12 protein-coding genes are annotated in these 15,766 nt (G+C 70.6%); 8 read left to right on the forward strand and 4 right to left on the reverse strand.

The features are described from left to right. Window positions 1–74: 74 nt before the first annotated feature. Both DFQ59_RS18765 and DFQ59_RS18775 read right to left on the reverse strand, forming a co-directional pair. Window positions 75–959 (reverse strand): response regulator, encoded by an 885-nt coding sequence (locus DFQ59_RS18765; RefSeq protein WP_114281274.1) that lies wholly within the window; start codon window positions 957–959, stop codon window positions 75–77. A gap of 295 nt (window positions 960–1,254) precedes the next feature. Continuing rightward, window positions 1,255–3,636, reverse strand: coding sequence for a hybrid sensor histidine kinase/response regulator (locus DFQ59_RS18775; protein ID WP_147275289.1), 2,382 nt, complete (start codon window positions 3,634–3,636; stop codon window positions 1,255–1,257). A 27-nt stretch (window positions 3,637–3,663) separates the two neighbouring features. Between DFQ59_RS18775 and DFQ59_RS19665 the strand changes: the two genes are divergently transcribed. From DFQ59_RS19665 to DFQ59_RS18810, 8 genes are all read left to right on the forward strand, one after another. Next, window positions 3,664–4,119 (forward strand): hypothetical protein, encoded by a 456-nt coding sequence (locus tag DFQ59_RS19665; RefSeq protein WP_147275290.1) that lies wholly within the window; start codon window positions 3,664–3,666, stop codon window positions 4,117–4,119. Further along, window positions 4,098–4,505 (forward strand): Cif family virulence factor, encoded by a 408-nt coding sequence (locus tag DFQ59_RS18780; protein WP_114281277.1) that lies wholly within the window; start codon window positions 4,098–4,100, stop codon window positions 4,503–4,505. The genes DFQ59_RS19665 and DFQ59_RS18780 overlap by 22 nt, the downstream gene beginning before the upstream one ends. Before the next feature lie 84 nt (window positions 4,506–4,589). Then, complete coding sequence (locus DFQ59_RS18785) at window positions 4,590–5,447, forward strand: sulfurtransferase (protein ID WP_114281278.1); 858 nt, start codon at window positions 4,590–4,592, stop codon at window positions 5,445–5,447. A 195-nt stretch (window positions 5,448–5,642) separates the two neighbouring features. Next, on the forward strand, window positions 5,643–6,107 hold the full coding sequence (locus DFQ59_RS18790) for a hypothetical protein (RefSeq protein ID WP_114281279.1): 465 nt from the start codon (window positions 5,643–5,645) through the stop codon (window positions 6,105–6,107). A gap of 152 nt (window positions 6,108–6,259) precedes the next feature. After that, window positions 6,260–8,974 carry a PD-(D/E)XK nuclease family protein gene (locus tag DFQ59_RS18795; protein WP_114281280.1) on the forward strand — a complete coding sequence of 905 codons (2,715 nt, stop codon included), beginning with the start codon at window positions 6,260–6,262 and terminating at the stop codon, window positions 8,972–8,974. Beyond that, a complete protein-coding gene (locus DFQ59_RS18800; RefSeq protein WP_114281281.1) occupies window positions 8,967–12,383 on the forward strand; it encodes a UvrD-helicase domain-containing protein in 3,417 nt (1,138 codons plus the stop codon). Before DFQ59_RS18795 ends, DFQ59_RS18800 begins: the two co-directional genes overlap by 8 nt. Before the next feature lie 280 nt (window positions 12,384–12,663). Beyond that, window positions 12,664–13,578: a 5'-nucleotidase gene (locus DFQ59_RS18805; RefSeq protein ID WP_114281282.1), complete on the forward strand. Its 915-nt coding sequence runs from the start codon at window positions 12,664–12,666 to the stop codon at window positions 13,576–13,578. After that, window positions 13,575–13,772: a hypothetical protein gene (locus tag DFQ59_RS18810; RefSeq protein WP_114281283.1), complete on the forward strand. Its 198-nt coding sequence runs from the start codon at window positions 13,575–13,577 to the stop codon at window positions 13,770–13,772. Before DFQ59_RS18805 ends, DFQ59_RS18810 begins: the two co-directional genes overlap by 4 nt. Before the next feature lie 17 nt (window positions 13,773–13,789). Here DFQ59_RS18810 and DFQ59_RS18815 read toward each other — a convergent pair whose 3' ends face one another. Both DFQ59_RS18815 and DFQ59_RS18820 read right to left on the reverse strand, forming a co-directional pair. Next, the gene (locus DFQ59_RS18815) at window positions 13,790–14,299 is read right to left on the reverse strand and encodes an arsinothricin resistance N-acetyltransferase ArsN1 family A (RefSeq protein ID WP_114281284.1); all 510 of its coding nucleotides are present in this window, start codon (window positions 14,297–14,299) and stop codon (window positions 13,790–13,792) included. A 295-nt stretch (window positions 14,300–14,594) separates the two neighbouring features. After that, window positions 14,595–15,644, reverse strand: coding sequence for an ABC transporter ATP-binding protein (locus tag DFQ59_RS18820; protein ID WP_114281285.1), 1,050 nt, complete (start codon window positions 15,642–15,644; stop codon window positions 14,595–14,597). Window positions 15,645–15,766 lie beyond the last annotated feature (122 nt).

Raw genomic sequence — 15,766 nt, forward strand, 5'->3', positions numbered from 1 at the left:
GATAGCACCCGCAGCACTTCCCCCGGAAATTCAATCCTCTGTGCCTGCTCTTTCATGCGCATCGCTGTGATCGCTCAACTCCGTTCGGCGCTCAGCGCCTCCTGCAGCCGCTTGTATTCGCTCATGTCCTTGGCGATGCAGATGATGGCCCGGATGGCGCCCTGGGTGTCGTGCATGGCCGAGCGGGAGAAGAGCACCGGCACCCGGGTGCCGTCGCGGCGGATGAAGCTCGCCTCGATGTTGGGGATGACGCCGCTGCGGATCAGCGCCTCGAGCCAGGTGCCCATGAAGGCGCCCGCCTTCTCCTCGTCCTCCTCCTGGAAGATGTCCCCCACCGAGCGGCCCAGCAGCTCCGCCTCAGGGTAGTCCAGCATGCGGCAGGCGGCGGGATTCACCTGCTGCACGATCCCCTTCGGGTCCAGCACGATGAGCGCCTCGCCCATGTAGGAGATGAGGTTGCTCAGGTACTCGTTGGCCCGGGCCAGTTCGGCGGTGCGCTGGCGCACCTGCTCCTCGAGCAGCCGGTTCATGTTGCGTTCCTGCTCGATGAGCCGGATATAGGTGGAGATCTTGTTGATGAGCTGGTTGTCGTCGATGGGCTTGAGCAGGTAGTCGACGCCGCCCACCTCGTAGCCGCGCTGCTGGAACTCGGGGGTCTTGTAGGCGGCGGTCAGGAAGATGATGGGGATGTTGCGGGTCTTCTTCCGGATCTTCAGCATCGAGGCGGTCTGGAAGCCATCCATCTCGGGCATCTGCACATCGAGGATGATGAGGTCGATCCCCGGCGCCTGCAGTGCGATCTCCAGCGCCTCCATCCCCGAGCTGGCCTCCAGCACCTGCACCTGGAGGTACTTGCCGATGAGTGTCTTCAGGGCGAAGCGGTTGTGTTCGTTGTCATCCACCACCAGGAGGGTGAAGTTTGCCCGTTCGCTGCCACCGGAATGAGTGTCGGTCGCCATCCCCTCATCTGCCTCCGTCTGTCTAGTGTACTGCTTCACTCTTGGAGGCCCATTCAGCGAGTCGCTGGCCGGTCAGATGCAAGGCGCGCTTGCGCAGGAATGGCAGGCCCCCTTTCAAGCAAGCGCAACGCCGCAGATGGCCGGCCAGCGGCTCGCCCGCAGGGAGCCCCCCGAAAGCACCATGACTGCGTTGCAGCGCTTGACAAGGGAACAACCATTGCCTGTGCACTGCGCCTTGTCCTGGCACTTTCGGGGGGCTCTGAAAGTACCTCCAAGAGTGAAACAGTACACTAGTCTACTGTCCCAGTAGTGTCCGCAGTGCCGCACGCAGGGCCTCGGGGGGCGTCGGTCCCGGCAGGACCGTGCATGCGCCGGCCTGTTCGCAGTACTCCCGCAGTGCCGGATCGGCATCCGCCGCGAGGATGGCCACGACCGGGAGGCCGGCGCCCGCGGGATGGCCGTGCAGGCGCTCCAGGCCGCCGGCGCCCTGCAGCTCCGGCAGGTGCATGTCCATCAGCGCCACCTCGAACGGGGCGTCGCTGTCCAGTGTCTGCAGGGCCTCCTCCAGGCTGCCGGCCGCGGTGACCTCCATGCCCCAGCCTTCCAGCAGCGGCGTCAGGCGCAGCAGCTCGCGCACGTCGTCATCCACCAGCAGCACCCGCCGGCCGCGGAACTCACGGGATTCACCCGCGCCCCCCGGCTCCGCGGCGGCTGGAGCGGCCGCCGCGCGCGGCGGCGGGGCCGCGACGGGGGGCGGCGCCGGCTCCGGCCCTTCCTCCCCCTCGCCTTCACGATGGACGTTGAAAAGCTCCGCGTCCAGCCCGCTGGTGTCGAAGGTCAGCGGCAGAAGGAGCGTGAAGGTGGTCCCCAGGCCCGTGTCGCTGTCCAGCTCGATGCGGCCGCCCATCAGCTTGGCCAGCTCGTTGCTGATGGCCAGGCCCAGGCCGGTGCCGCCGTGGCGGCGGTTGGTGGAGCCGTCCACCTGCCGGAACGGCTCGAACACCATTTCATGCTGGGACGGCGGGATGCCGATGCCGGTGTCGTGCACGCTGATGGCCAGCGGCCGTTCATCGGCGTCCCCGGCGCGGTTGCGGCCCACGGTGACGGTGATGCCGCCCCGGTCGGTGAACTTCACTGCGTTGGCGAGGAAATTCTTCAGGATCTGGCGCAGCTTGTCCTCGTCGGTCTCGAGGCTGGCCGGCGCCTGCTCCTCCACCACCAGGTCCAGGCCCAGTCCCTTGTTGTGCACCTGGGGCCCGATGAGCTCCACCAGGCCCCGGCAGAGGGCCGCCGGGTCCACATCGCGCAGATAGATGGAGGTGCGGCGGGCCTCGATCTTGGACAGGTCGAGGATATCGTTGATGAGCGTGGCCAGGTCGTTGCCGGCGGCATTGATGACCCGGGCCTGCTGGCGCTGCTCCTCGGTGAGATTGCCCGTATCGTTGGCGGCCAGGAGCTTGGAGAGCAGGATGATGGAGTTGAGCGGGGTGCGCAGCTCGTGGCTCATGTTGGCCAGGAACTCCGACTTGTAGCGGTTGGACGCCTCCAGCTCCGCGGCCCGGGCGATGAGATTGCGGGTGTTGGTGGCATGGGCATCGGCGAGCCGGGTCAACTCCCGCCCCAGGTCCTGCAGCTCCCGCGGGCCGCGCCAGGCGAAGACCACGCCCTGCTCGCCGTCGAGCACCCGGCGGATATTCTCCGTGAGCGCCGCGCCGAAGCGTTCGGCGCGCAGGCCGAGCCAGCGCGCGACGACCAGCACCACCACGATCAGCACCATCACGATGATCACCACCTGGCGTATCAGGTCGGTGCGGAAGGCATCCATGTCGGTGGGATCCACCCGTCGCCCCACCCACAGGGATCCCCCTGACTGGGTCGGGAACAGGGGCATCCAGATCACCTGGTTGCCCTGGCGGTCCTCGAGGATGGCGACCTGGGGCTGGGCCATGATCTTGCCCAGGCCGGGAAAATCCTCCAGTGCGCTGCCGGTGCTGGCCTCTGCGCGGGGATTGCTGGGCAGGTAGCGGCCATCGTCCAGCGCCCACAGGTTGTCCGGGTAGGCATAGGCGAGGCCACCGGCGTCGATGTTCACCAGCACCACCCCCCGGGGCTGCTCGTCGCTGCCGAAGATGGGCGTGGCCAGGCGGATGACCATCGGATGGAGTGCGTCCGTGTCATCGGCGGGGGCGAACTCCAGCGGGCTGAAGTAGACCCCGTCCCGCTGCATGGAGATGGCGGCCCGGAAGTAGGGGGTGTAGTCGGCGTCGGGATTCGGCGGCGCCGCCTTCAATTCGGCCCCCACCTGGCGCCGTTCCAGGCGGTAGTACTCCCGTCCCGCGCGGTCGAGGTAGACGACCCGGAAGATCTCCGGGCCGCTGCGCAGGGTATGGTTGATCCAGTCGGTGAACTGCAGTTCGCTGTCGGGAGGGTAGGTGGAAGTAGTCTCACCCTCGGGGGAGAGGGGCGGCAGGTTGGCGAGAAAGCGCACCATCTCCTCGCGGCTGGCCAGGTAGCGGTGCAGGTCGCCGAACTCCAGCCGCAGGTTCTGCAGGTGGGCCCGTTGCACCCACAGCCCGAGCCGGTCCAGCACCATGGGCAGATTCAGGGCGACCACCGCGGCCACGGGCGTGAGACCGACCACGATCAGGAAGATCAGTATCAGTGTGCGCAGCTTCATTTGGCGATCGCGGATGGCGTCCCGGACATGGGTCTGGATTCTGCGCTCCGCGCCCGCCCGCAGGCAAGGCGGCGGCAGCTCGTGCAGGCTGTTGATTACCACGAAGAACACGAAGGGCGCGAAGAAGACCGCGGGAGCCTGACTGCGGATCGTGCGGTCTTTCTTCCGGACATGGCGATTGTTCGCGACCTGTCATTCGCGTGGGTGGCCGAAGGCGGCGGCTTGCCTGGCTTGTCAGTCGGCCTTACGTTCGAGCCGAAATCCAACTTCCTCTGTTCAAACGGAATAATCAGCGTGAATCTGCCCAAGCGGCGGTCGGGCAGTCCTTTCTTCGTGCCCTTCGTGTTCTTCGTGGTGAAGCGGGGTTCGGCCGCCCGCCTCCGGGCCGCGCCGGCAATCTTGCCTTGCCGGCTTCTTGGGCGGTATAAACGATCTCTGGATCCCGTGGAGCTGGTGGATGGATGGACAGTGACAGTAGCATAGCGGCGCAATTCCTCGATGAGTTCGCCGCTTCCGTCAATGCCAAGGACTTTGCCGCGCACATGGCGCTGATCTCCGAGCAGGTGAGCATCAAGGGCCTGCCCGGTTTCGATGCCATCGGCTACGAGGAGTGGGCGCGGCAGTGCAAGCACGAGTTCGACGAGGGCATCCTTGACCACGTGGACTACAGCGGGCTGGTGCTGCGGGAGCACGATGCCGGGCGCATCGTGTTCGCCACCGTCGAGACCGTGCGGGCCAGCGACGCATCGGTCAACACCATGGGGCTGGAGATGGAGATCGCCCGCGAGGAGGACGGCCACTGGCGCATGATCCGCCAGCGCCTGCTCGAAGAAGAGGAGATCGGCACGCTCCAGCTCGTCGCGGAATAGGGCGCCGCAGCTTCCGGTCGCCCCGGATGCGCCAGGTTCCCACCGACCGGCTCCCGTGTTACGCCGCACCTTGCGGAGACAGCCATGCCCTTTGAGCACCTGGTGGACAGCCGGACCCTGGCGGCACATCTCGACGAGCCCGGCTGGATACTGTTCGACTGCCGCTTCTCCCTCGCCGATGCCGGGCTGGGCCGGCGTCTGTATCAGCAGGGACACATCCCCGGTGCCCGCTATGCCCACCTGGACGAGGATCTCTCCTCGCCACCGACGCCCGATACGGGCCGCCACCCCCTCCCGGATCCGCAGGCCCTCGCCGCCCGGCTGGGCGCATGGGGGGTGGAAGCGGGCAGCCAGGTGGTGGTCTACGATGATGCGGGCGGCGGTTTCGCGGTCCGCCTCTGGTGGCTGCTGCGCTGGCTGGGCCACCGGTCGGTGGCGGTTCTCGACGGCGGCCTGCCCGCCTGGCTGGCGGAGGGACGTCCACTGACCGTGACGGTCCCCGCGCCCGAGCCGCGGCGCTTCGAGGCACACCCCGATCGGCAGGCATGGGTCGGCACCGCCGAGCTGGCCGCCGCGCTGGGAACGGGGCGCTACGCCCTGGTGGACGCCCGCGCGGCGGAGCGCTACCGCGGCGAGATGGAGCCCATCGACCCGGTGGCCGGTCATGTGCCCGGCGCCCTGAACATTCCCTTTGCCGGCAATCTTGATGCGAACGGTCACTTCCTGCCGCCCGGACGGCTGGCCGAACGGTTCCGGGCCCGGCTGGGCGGGTTGCCCCCCGCACAGGTGGTCCACAGTTGCGGCTCGGGGGTCAACGCCTGCCACAACCTGCTGGCCATGGAGCTCGCCGGGCTGACAGGATCGCTCCTCTACCCGGGATCCTGGAGCGAATGGATCCGCGATCCCGGGCGCCCCGTCGCCACCGGCTCCGAATCCGGCTGAGACCGCATCCGCGGGTTCCCCTGGCGGCAGGATGGGCGGACGGTTCCGTTCCGGGCCGGGTCGATACGGCCCTCATTTGACCACCCGGGGGGCGCGTGCTAGACAAAGGGTGGGGTCGCCGCCGGTGACGGTCGCCGTCGACAGGGCAGCGGCCGGACAACGGCTCAATCAGGAGTTTCCTCTAAGGGAGGCAAAATGGCGTCCATCAGCAACGACCAGGAATTCAAACAGGCCTTGGAGAAGCTCTCGGCGGTCCAGAAACGGGTGTTAGGCGCGATGTTCGTGGAGCGGGTGCTGGATCTCAGCGACGACTCGAGGGTACGCCGGGCCGTCGAGGTGGCGCGCAAGCCCGATGCCCAGGAGACCGAGCTCGATGGCGTCAACCGCGACGCCAAGACCGCCGCGGTGGAGAGCTACACCGCCTGCGGCCGCGATACCGACTGGCACGCCCAGGCCGCCCATTTCGTGGCCACCGCCGCCGCCGACTGTTCCGTGCCCCCCTCGCGCAGCGCCCAGGCCAAGAACGCCGCCTGGGATGCGGCCATGTTCGCCCGCATGGCCCGCACCTGTCAGAAGATCGCCCAGGGAGATACCGAGGTGCATGACGAGGCCGAGGCCCAGCACCGTCTGCTGGAGCAGTTCCTCGCCAGCGCGGCCTGAACGGGCCGGTCATCCCGCCCGGCCCGGCCGGGCGGGTGGTCCCATTCCTGCCATCCCTTTCCAGGACGGACCGCTTCCGCGGCGCGGGCCGTCGGCCTGCAGTGATCCTGTAGCCTCCCCGGGGCATCCGGGGTAAGCTGCGCCGGCACGCCATGGACGCACTGCTCGCACAACTTCCCCCCCGCACCACCGTCGTCACCGTCAACCGGCGGCTTGCCCGCAATCTGCAGCGGGCCCATGATGCGCGCCGCCGTTCCGAGCTCGGCGACAGGGCCTGGGAATCCCTCGACATCCTCCCCTGGAACGCCTGGCTTTCCCGTCTCTGGGAAGGGCTCATGGGCGTGGACGCGCATTCCGCCGTCGTGCTGGATCCGGTCCAGGAACAGGCGGTGTGGGAGCAGGTCATCGGCGCCGGTCTCGCGGCGCTGCCGGGGGGGGCGCTGCTGCAGGTTCCACAGGCGGCGCGGCTCGCGGCCGAAGCCTGGCGGCTGCTCCATGGCTGGCGGATTCCCCTCGCCGGGCACGATTTCCTGAACGATGATGGCCGCGCCTTCAGCGACTGGGCCGGGCACTACCAGGCGCTCTGCGCCCATGAGGGCTGGGTGGACGCCGCCCGGCTTCCCGATCTCCTCGCCCAGCGGCTGGAGCAGGCGCCCTGGCTGCTGCCGCGACGCCTGCTGCTGGCCGGCTTCGACGAGCTGACACCCCAGCAGCGGGCATTCGTCGATCATCTCGGCCGCCTCGGGACCGAGCAGATCGAGGCGGGGGCTGCGGAGGCGCCGGGGCAGTGCGTGCGCCACGCTTTCACTGATGCCGAGGCCGAGGTCGAGGCGTGCGCAGCCTGGGTCCGCGCGCGCCTGGAACGGCAGCCGGAGGCCCGTATCGGGGTGGTCGTGCCCGATCTCGCCGGGCAGCGCACCCGCATCGCCCGCTGCTTCGACGACGCCCTGCGTCCGGGGGCGCTGCTGCCCGGCGCGGGGGGGGACCCGCGCCCGTTCAATCTCTCCCTGGGGGCGCCGCTGCTGGACCAGCCGCTGGTGAACGCCGCCCTGGGTGTGCTCGAGCTGCTGCGCCGGCCCGTGCCGCTGGAGCGGGTCGGACAGCTGCTGCGCTCCCCCTACCTGGGGGAGCCGGATGAACTGCCGGCGCGGGCGCTGCTGGATGCCCGCCTGCGCGAGGATGGCGAGCTCACGGTGACGCTCCGGGGCCTGCTGGCGCTGGCCGGGGCCGTGGATGGCGAGGGGCTGCCCCGGCCATGGAGCTGTCCCGGCCTGGCCGGGCTGCTCGCCCGGGCGCGGGAGGCGTCCCGCCGCGAGAACCCGCCGCGCACCGCCGGCGGCTGGGCCGAGCATTTCAGCCGGCTTCTGGATCTGGCCGGCTGGCCGGGAAAGCGTACCCTGGACAGCGCCGAGTACCAGGTGCTCGGCGCCTGGCGCAACTTGCTGGAGCGTTTCGCCGCCGTGGAGCTGGTGGAACGGCAGCTGGGGCCGGGCGCGGCCATGACGCGTCTGCGCCGCCTGGCCGCCGAGAGCGCCTTCCAGCCCGAGGGCGACACGGCACCGGTGCAGGTGCTGGGCGTGCTGGAGTCCGGCGGCGCCCGTTTCGATGCCTTGTGGGTGCTGGGGCTGCACGACGAGGCGTGGCCGGCCCCGGTCCGGCCCAATCCCTTCCTGCCCTACAGCCTGCAGCGCCGGCTGGGTCTGCCCCACGCCTCCGCCGAGCGCGAGCTGGCCTATGCCGCCCGCACCCTGGACCGGCTCCGGGCCAGTGCTCCCGAGATCGTCCTCTCCAGCCCGCGGCTCGACGGCGACCGGGATCTGCGGCCCAGCCCGCTCATCGCGGCCCTGCCGGAAACGCAGTTCCCGGACCTCGCCACGCCGCGGCTCGTGGCGCACATCCGCGGCGCGGCCCGGCTGGAGCCGATGGCCGAGCCGGTGGGGCCGCCGCTGGAGGGAAGCCGGGCGCCCGGCGGCGCACGCCTGCTGCAGCTCCAGGCCGCCTGCCCGTTCCGTGCCTTCGCCGAGCTGCGCCTCGGCGCAACGCCGCTCGGCGAACCGCAGCCGGGCCTGGACCCCCTGGAGCGGGGTTCGCTCCTGCACCGCCTGCTCCAGGCCCTGTGGGAGCGGCTCGGTGACTCGGAGGGATTCGCTGCCGTGGCGCGTGACGGCGGGCTCGCGGCCCTCCTCGACGCCGTGGTGGACGCGGTGCTCGCCGAGCTGGAGCGGGAGCGGCCGCAGACGGTCACCGCGTCCTTCCGCGCCCTGGAGCGGAAGCGCCTGCTGCGCCTGCTGGGAGAGTGGCTGGAGGTGGAGCGGGGCCGCCCGCCCTTCACCGTGGCGGGAGTGGAGCGCGAGCGCCAGGTGGTCTTCGGCGGCCTGGAGCTGCGGCTGCGGATGGACCGCATCGACCGGCTGGCGGACGGACGCCTGGCCGTCATCGACTACAAGAGCGGACGGACCCGGGTGGCCGGCTGGTTCGGTGAGCGGCCCGACGAGCCGCAGCTGCCCCTGTACGCGGTCACTGCGGCGGCGCCGGTGGCGGCGCTCGCCTTCGCCCAGGTCCGGCCGGGCGAGTGCGGCTTCCTGGGCCTGTCCGACGGCGCGGAGCTGCTGCCGGGGGTGGAGGCGGTGGACGCGGGCCGGGTCGCCGGTCTCACCGGCGGGGAGTGGAACGCCATGATCGCCCGCTGGCGCACCGTCCTGGAGCGGCTGGCCGCGGAGTTCCGCGCCGGCGATGCGCGGGTGGCGCCGAAGCACTACCCCGTTACCTGCGCCTGGTGTCCGCTCCCCGCCCTGTGCCGCGTCCACTCCGTCGCACCGCCGCCCGAGGCGGAGAACGGCGTTTCCGGGGAGGCTGGCGATGAGTGAGGCGGCGCAGCCGGATCGGGTCCGGGCCGACATCGCCGCGCGGGCCGCGGCGCTCGATCCGGAACGCTCCTTCATCGTCCAGGCGCCCGCCGGCTCCGGCAAGACCGGCCTGCTCACCCAGCGTTTCCTGGCGCTGCTGGTGCGGGTGGAGGAGCCCGAGGAGGTGATGGCCATCACCTTCACCCGCAAGGCCGCCGGCGAGATGCGCGGGCGCATCCTGGAGGCGCTGGCCGCCGCCGGCGGGAGCGAGCCGGCGGCGGCGCACGAGCGGCGTACCTGGGAGCTCGCCCGGGCGGTGCTGGCGCACGCTGAGGAACGCGGCTGGCGCCTCGCCGCGACCCCCGATCGCCTGCGCATCTTCACCATCGACGCCCTCAACGCGGCGCTCACCCGGCAGATGCCCGTCCTCTCCGGTTTCGGCGCGCCGCCGGCCATCGCCGAGGATGCCGCGGAGCTCTACCGGGAGGCGGCGCGCGAGACCCTGCGCGAGCTGGACAGCGGGGCTGCCTGGGGCGGTGCCGTGGAGCGGCTGCTGCTCCACCTGGACAACAACTGGGGGCGGGTGGAGTCGCTGCTGGCGGAGATGCTGGCCCGGCGCGACCAGTGGCTGCGCCACGTGGCCGACCCGGACAATCCGCGCGTCCGGCGCGAGACCCTGGAAGCGGGCCTGCGGCGGCTGCTGACCGATGCGCTGGAAACCCTGCACGACGCATTTCCGTCCGCGTCCCTCCAGGCGACGCTGTCCGTGGCGCGGGCGGCGGCGGAGAACCTCGCCGCCGCCGGGGTGGAGAGCCCGGTGCTGGCCTGCGCGGGCGTGGCGGCCGTGCCGGAGGGGCTGGAAGCGGCCCGGTCCCTGTGGCTGGGACTGGCCGAGCTGCTGCTCACCCGGAGCGGGGAGTGGCGCCGGCGGGTCAGCCAGGCCCAGGGCTTCCCGGCGCCGAGCGGCACCCGGGACGCCGCCGAGAAGGCGCGCCGGCAGGCGCTGAAGGACGACTTCGAGCGCCTGGTGGCGGAGCTGGGCGCGCACGGCGACCTGGCCACGACCCTGCACGCGGTCCGCGACCTGCCGCCCGCAGCCTACGACGAGTTCCAGTGGGCCGTGCTCGAATCCCTGTTCGAGCTGCTGCCGGTGGCGGTGGCGCAGCTGCGGCTGGTGTTCCAGGCCCGCGGCCAGGTGGACTTCACCGCCGTGGCCTGGGGGGCGCTGGAGGCCCTGGGCGAGCCGGAGGCGCCCACCGACCTGGCCCTGGCGCTGGACTACCGCATCCGCCACCTGCTGGTGGACGAGTTCCAGGACACCTCCGAGGCCCAGTTCGCCCTGCTCGAGCGGCTCACCGCCGGCTGGGAGCCGGGTGACGGCAGGACCCTGTTCCTGGTGGGCGATCCCATGCAGTCCATCTACCGCTTCCGCGAGGCGGAGGTGGGGCTGTTCCTGCGTGCCTGGCGCAGCGGCATCGGCATGGTGGCGCTCGAACCGCTGCGCCTGAGCCGCAATTTCCGCTCCCAGGCCGGGGTGGTCGAATGGGTGAACGACGCCTTCGCCCGAATCCTGCCCGGGCGCGACGACATCGCCTCCGGCGCCGTGGCCCATGCCGGGGCCGTCGCCACCCGGCCCGGGCTGCCGGAGCCGGCGGTGGAGGTCCATCCCTTCCTCGGCGCCGCCCATGCCGCCGAGGCGGCCCGGGTGGTGCGGCTGGTGCAGGCCGCTCGCGCGGAGGACCCGGGGGGGCGGATTGCCGTGCTGGTGCGCGGCCGCACCCACCTGGCCGCCATCGCGCCGGCCCTGAAGGCGGCCGGACTGCGGTTCCGCGCCATCGACATCGAGCCCCTGGGCGATCGGCCGGTGGTGCAGGACCTGCTGGCGCTGACCCGGGCCCTGCTCCATCCCGCCGACCGCATCGCCTGGCTGGCGCTCCTGCGGGCGCCCTGGTGTGGACTGGACCTGGCGGCTTTGCAGCGGCTGGCGGGGGACGCGCCGGAGCGGACCCTGTGGACGCTCATCAACGAGCCCGGGCGGCTCGACAGCCTGGACCCCGATGCCCGCGAGCGGCTGGAGCGGGTGCGCGCGGTGCTGGTGGCCACCCTCGCCGGGCGGGGCCGCCGGCCCCTGCGGCGCTGGGTGGAGGGGTGCTGGCTGGCGCTGGGCGGACCGGCCTGCGTGGAGGACCACACGGCGCTCGCCGATGCCCGGGTCTACCTGGAGATGCTGGAGGGGCTGGAGGAGGGCGGCGACCTGACCGATTTCGAGCGCCTGGCCGAGCAGACCGGAAAGCTGTTCGCCCGCCCCGACACGCAGGCCGACGAGTCGCTCCAGCTGATGACCATCCACAAGTCCAAGGGGCTGGAGTTCGATACCGTGATCCTCCCGGGGCTGGGGCGCAGCCCGCGGCGTGAGAGCGAACGGCTGTTCATGTGGCTGGAGCGGCCCCGCGGCGGCGGGGCGAGCGACCTGCTCATCGCCCCGATGAAGGGCAGCGGCCGGGATCGGGATCCCATCTACGCCCACCTCTACGCCCTGGACCGGGCCAAGGGTCTGCACGAGGATGGACGCCTGCTCTACGTGGCCGTCACCCGGGCCCGGCGCCGGGTGCACCTGCTCGGCCACGTGAAGACCGTCGAGGCGGGAGACGCCCTGCGCGCGCCCCCCGCCGATTCACTCCTGGCGCGCCTGTGGCCGGTGGTGGAGGGGACGTTCAGCGCCGCGCTGGAGGCGCCCGCGGCGGCGGATGACGCGTCCGTCCCGCTGCCGCCGCCGGCCCAGCTGCGCCTGGTCAGGGACTGGTCGCGGCCGGAGCCGCCGCCGGCGGTAGGCTGGCGGGCGACCGCACCGCCTACCCCGGTGGAGCCGGAGGTGGTCTTCGAGTGGGCGGGCGAGACGGCCCGGCACGTGGGCACGGTGGTGCACCGCCTTTTGCAGAACATGGGGCTGCAGGGCGGGCACTGGTCGGCGGCGCGGCTGGCCTCCCTGCGGCCGGTCTGCCGCGCGGCGCTGGCCCGGCGCGGGGTGGCGCGGCAGGCGCTGGAGCAGGCGGCGGACCGGGTCATCGCGGCCCTGCACCGCTGCCTGGAGGATCCGCGCGGACGCTGGATTCTCGACCCGGGCCAGCGGGAGGCCCGCTGCGAATACCCCCTGACCGGGGTGCTCGGCGGCCACCTGGTGCACGTGATCATGGACCGCACCTTCATCGACGCCGACGGCGTGCGCTGGATCGTCGACTACAAGACCAGCGCCCACGAGGGCGGCGGGGTGGAGGCGTTCCTCGATCGGGAGCAGGAGCGCTACCGCGACCAGCTCGAGCGCTACGCCCGCCTCATGGCCCTGCGCGAGGACCGCCCCATCCGCCTCGGCCTCTACTTCCCCCTGCTCGCCGGCTGGCGGGAATGGGCCCCGGGCGACTTCGACGGGTGACGTTTTTTTTGAATAGACAGGATTTACAGGATTTACAGGATTTACAGGATGAAACAGAAAAGACCTGTTATCCGCAGATTACACAGATTACGCAGATGGTGAAAAGCGGAAGGCAAGCTACTCCGGCAGTCGTGATGAATGACTTGAGCGCATGCACTGCTCCAACTGCCCGACGACCGGAATGAAACTTAAAACCTAATACCTAATACATCCTTAATCCTGTGAATCCTGTAAATCCTGTCTATAAAAGTCTGTAGGTCATTCGTGGTTTAATAACATCATGGCCGTGGATCTCGGTGACAAGCTGGTGGTGGCGATCTCCTCGCGGGCGCTGTTCGACCTGGAGGAGAGCCATCGCGTGTTCGTGGAGGAGGGGGTGGAGGCCTACAGCCGCTACCAGATCGAGCACGAGGAGGTGCCACTGGATCCGGGCATGGCCTTCCTGCTGGTGCGCAAGCTGCTGGCCATCAACACCCTCTCCGGCGACAACCCGCGGGTGGAGGTGATTCTCCTCTCGCGCAACAGCGCCGACACCGGGCTACGGGTCTTCAACTCCATCCAGCACCACGGGCTGACCATCACCCGGGCCGCCTTCAGCAGCGGGGATCCGCCCTACCGGTACGTGGCCGCCTTCGGCGCCCACCTGTTCCTCTCCGCCGAGCCCGGCGACGTGCGTGCCGCCCTGGAGGCAGGCTGCGCCGCCGCCACCATCATTCCGGCGCGCACGGAGCATCCGGATGAGGGCCCGCCGGGGCCGCTGCGCATCGCCTTCGACGGCGACGCGGTACTGTTCTCCGACGAAGCGGAGCGGGTCTTCAAGACCGAGGGGCTGGCCCGGTTCGCCGAAAGCGAGCGCAGCGCGGCGCGCACCCCGCTCGCCGGGGGACCGTTCAAGAACTTCCTCGCCGCCCTGCACCGGATCCAGAAGGAGTACCCCGACCCGGCCCATGCGCCCATCCGCACCGCGCTGGTCACCGCCCGCTCGGCGCCGGCCCACGAGCGGGTCATCCGCACCCTGCGGGCCTGGGACATCCGCATCGACGAGGCCATCTTCCTCGGCGGCATGGACAAGGGGGAGTTCCTGCGGGTGTTCGGCGCCGACATCTTCTTCGACGATCAGCAGGGGCACGTGGAATCCGCCGCGCGGCACGTCACCGCGGGTCATGTCCCCCATGGCGTCGCCAACGAGTCATGAGCATCGATCCCGTCGTTCCCCGCGGCGAGTCGCTGCGCCGGGCCCTGGCGTGGATCGCCGAACAGGGGCGCTGTGACGCGGCGGTCGTGGAGGCGGCGGCGCTGCGCTTCGACCTCGCGCCCCGGGACGAGGAGTTCCTCCTGCGCCAGCTGGTCCACCATGAGGGGGTGGGGAGCCCGGAGCGCGACGCCTGAGGCGGCAGCCCGCGGGTCTACTCGGGTCGGGTCAGGCCGTTGCGGGCATTGGAAAGGAGGTACTCCAGGATGTGCACGTCGCGCCACTCGTCGTCCAGTCGGGCGTGGCGCTGGTAGGTGCCGACCACCCGGAAGCCGAGGCGCTCCAGCAGCCGCAGGCCGGCGATGTTCTCCGGGAACACCCGGGCGACCATCTTCCACATCCCGGCCTGCTCTGCCTCGGTCAGCAGCCGCTCCAGAGCCAGTGTCCCGGCGCCCTGTCTTCGCCATTCCTTCTGGACGTAGATGCAGAACTCCGCGACTCCCTGGTAGCAGGGGCGTGGGCGGTAGGGAAAGCAGGCGGAGAAGCCGGCGATGGCCTGGTCCGCCTCCACCACCACGACCGGCATCGCCTTCTCCATCCAGTCCAGGATGCTCTCCAGGCTGCGGTGCTCGGTCTCGAAGGTGGCGGAGCGCTCCTCGATGACCTGGTTGTAGATGCAGGCGATATGCCCCGCATCCTCTCGTCTGGCCAGGCGTGTGAACATAGATGGCACCTTTGCGGTTTCGTTGCTGCTCCGCTCAAAGGCCACAGGGAAGAGGGGCGGAGCAGGTGCGGCAAACGGAGTGTCATGCGTTGACAGGCGGGTATTCCACCCGCCTGTAGTGACTGCCGCTGTCTCCCCTACAGCCTAAAGCCTGGCGGGGTTTCCGACAATACTGCTGCGAATTGCGGACCGGAGGGGGCGGGTCGGCACCCGCAAGCGACCGGTCGCCGCCTCCCGGGCAGGAGGCGGGTCCGCTATTCCGGACGGCGGTGTCATCCCGGGCGCAGAGAGCGGATCAGCCCGCATCGCGAAAGGCGATGAAGTGGTCCACCACCGCGCGCAGACCCACCGTGGCGCCCGTGGCGAAATCCTGGCGGCTCGGCGCCAGCATCAGCAGCTCCGTGGCGCTCGGCAGGCGCAGGGTGTAGAGCGTCTCCGCGCCGCGGAAGGCGCGCGCGGTGACCGTGCCCTGCACCGGGGATTCCGGGTCCGGCACCAGGTCATCGGGCCGCAGCAGCAGTTCCACCCGTGCACCACGGGGCCATGAGTAGGCCACGTTGCCCCGAATCGTGCCCAGCTCGGTCTCCACCGTGTCCGGCGCCCGCAGGATGCCGGCCAGGAACCGGCCCTCACCGATGAAATCGGCCACGAAACGGCCGGCGGGCTCGTGGTAGAGCTGATAGGGCGTATCCCACTGCAGCAGGCGGCCCTGGTGCATGACGCCCACCCGCTCGCCGAGCAGGAACGCCTCCTGCTGGTCGTGGGTGACGAACAGCGCGGCGATGCCGCGGCTCTTCAGGGCGGCGCGGATATCCTGGCCCAGCCGTTCGCGCAGCTCCACGTCCAGGTTGGAGAAGGGTTCGTCGAGCAGCAGCAGGCAGGGGGCGGGCGCCAGGGCCCGGGCCACCGCCACCCGCTGCTGCTGGCCGCCGGAGAGCTCGTGCGGGTAGCGCTCCCCGAGCCCCGTCAGCCCCACGAGCTCCAGCAGCTCGGCGGCGTTCTCCCGGCGCGCGCGGCGCGAGAGTCCCTTCAGCCCGAAGGCGACGTTCTCCGCCGCGGTCAGGTGGGGAAACAGCGCGTAGTCCTGGAACACCATGCCCACCCGCCGCCGGTCCGGCGGCAGGCCGCCGGCGGCGGTCGCCAGGGTCCTGCCCTCGAGCGCGATGCGCCCGCCCCGCAGCGGCTCGAGCCCGGCGATGGCCCGCAGCACCGTCGTCTTCCCGCAGCCGCTCGGCCCGAGCAGGCAGCCGATCCCGCCCTCGTGCAGATGCAGGTTCAGGCCGTCCACCACCGGCTCTGCCCCGTAACTGCAGGCCAGCTCCTCGATCTCCAGCAGGGTTTCCATTTTTTTTAATAGACAGGATTAACAGGACCTGAATTCAACTCGTAAGTGCAACTCAGTTTGGCGGTGAGAGGACAAGCCACGGTAGCATCATGGCCCCCTCTAACCGCCAAGAAAGAGGAGCA

Origin of the sequence: Thioalbus denitrificans (assembly GCF_003337735.1) — a bacterium.
Taxonomy (GTDB): domain Bacteria; phylum Pseudomonadota; class Gammaproteobacteria; order DSM-26407; family DSM-26407; genus Thioalbus; species Thioalbus denitrificans.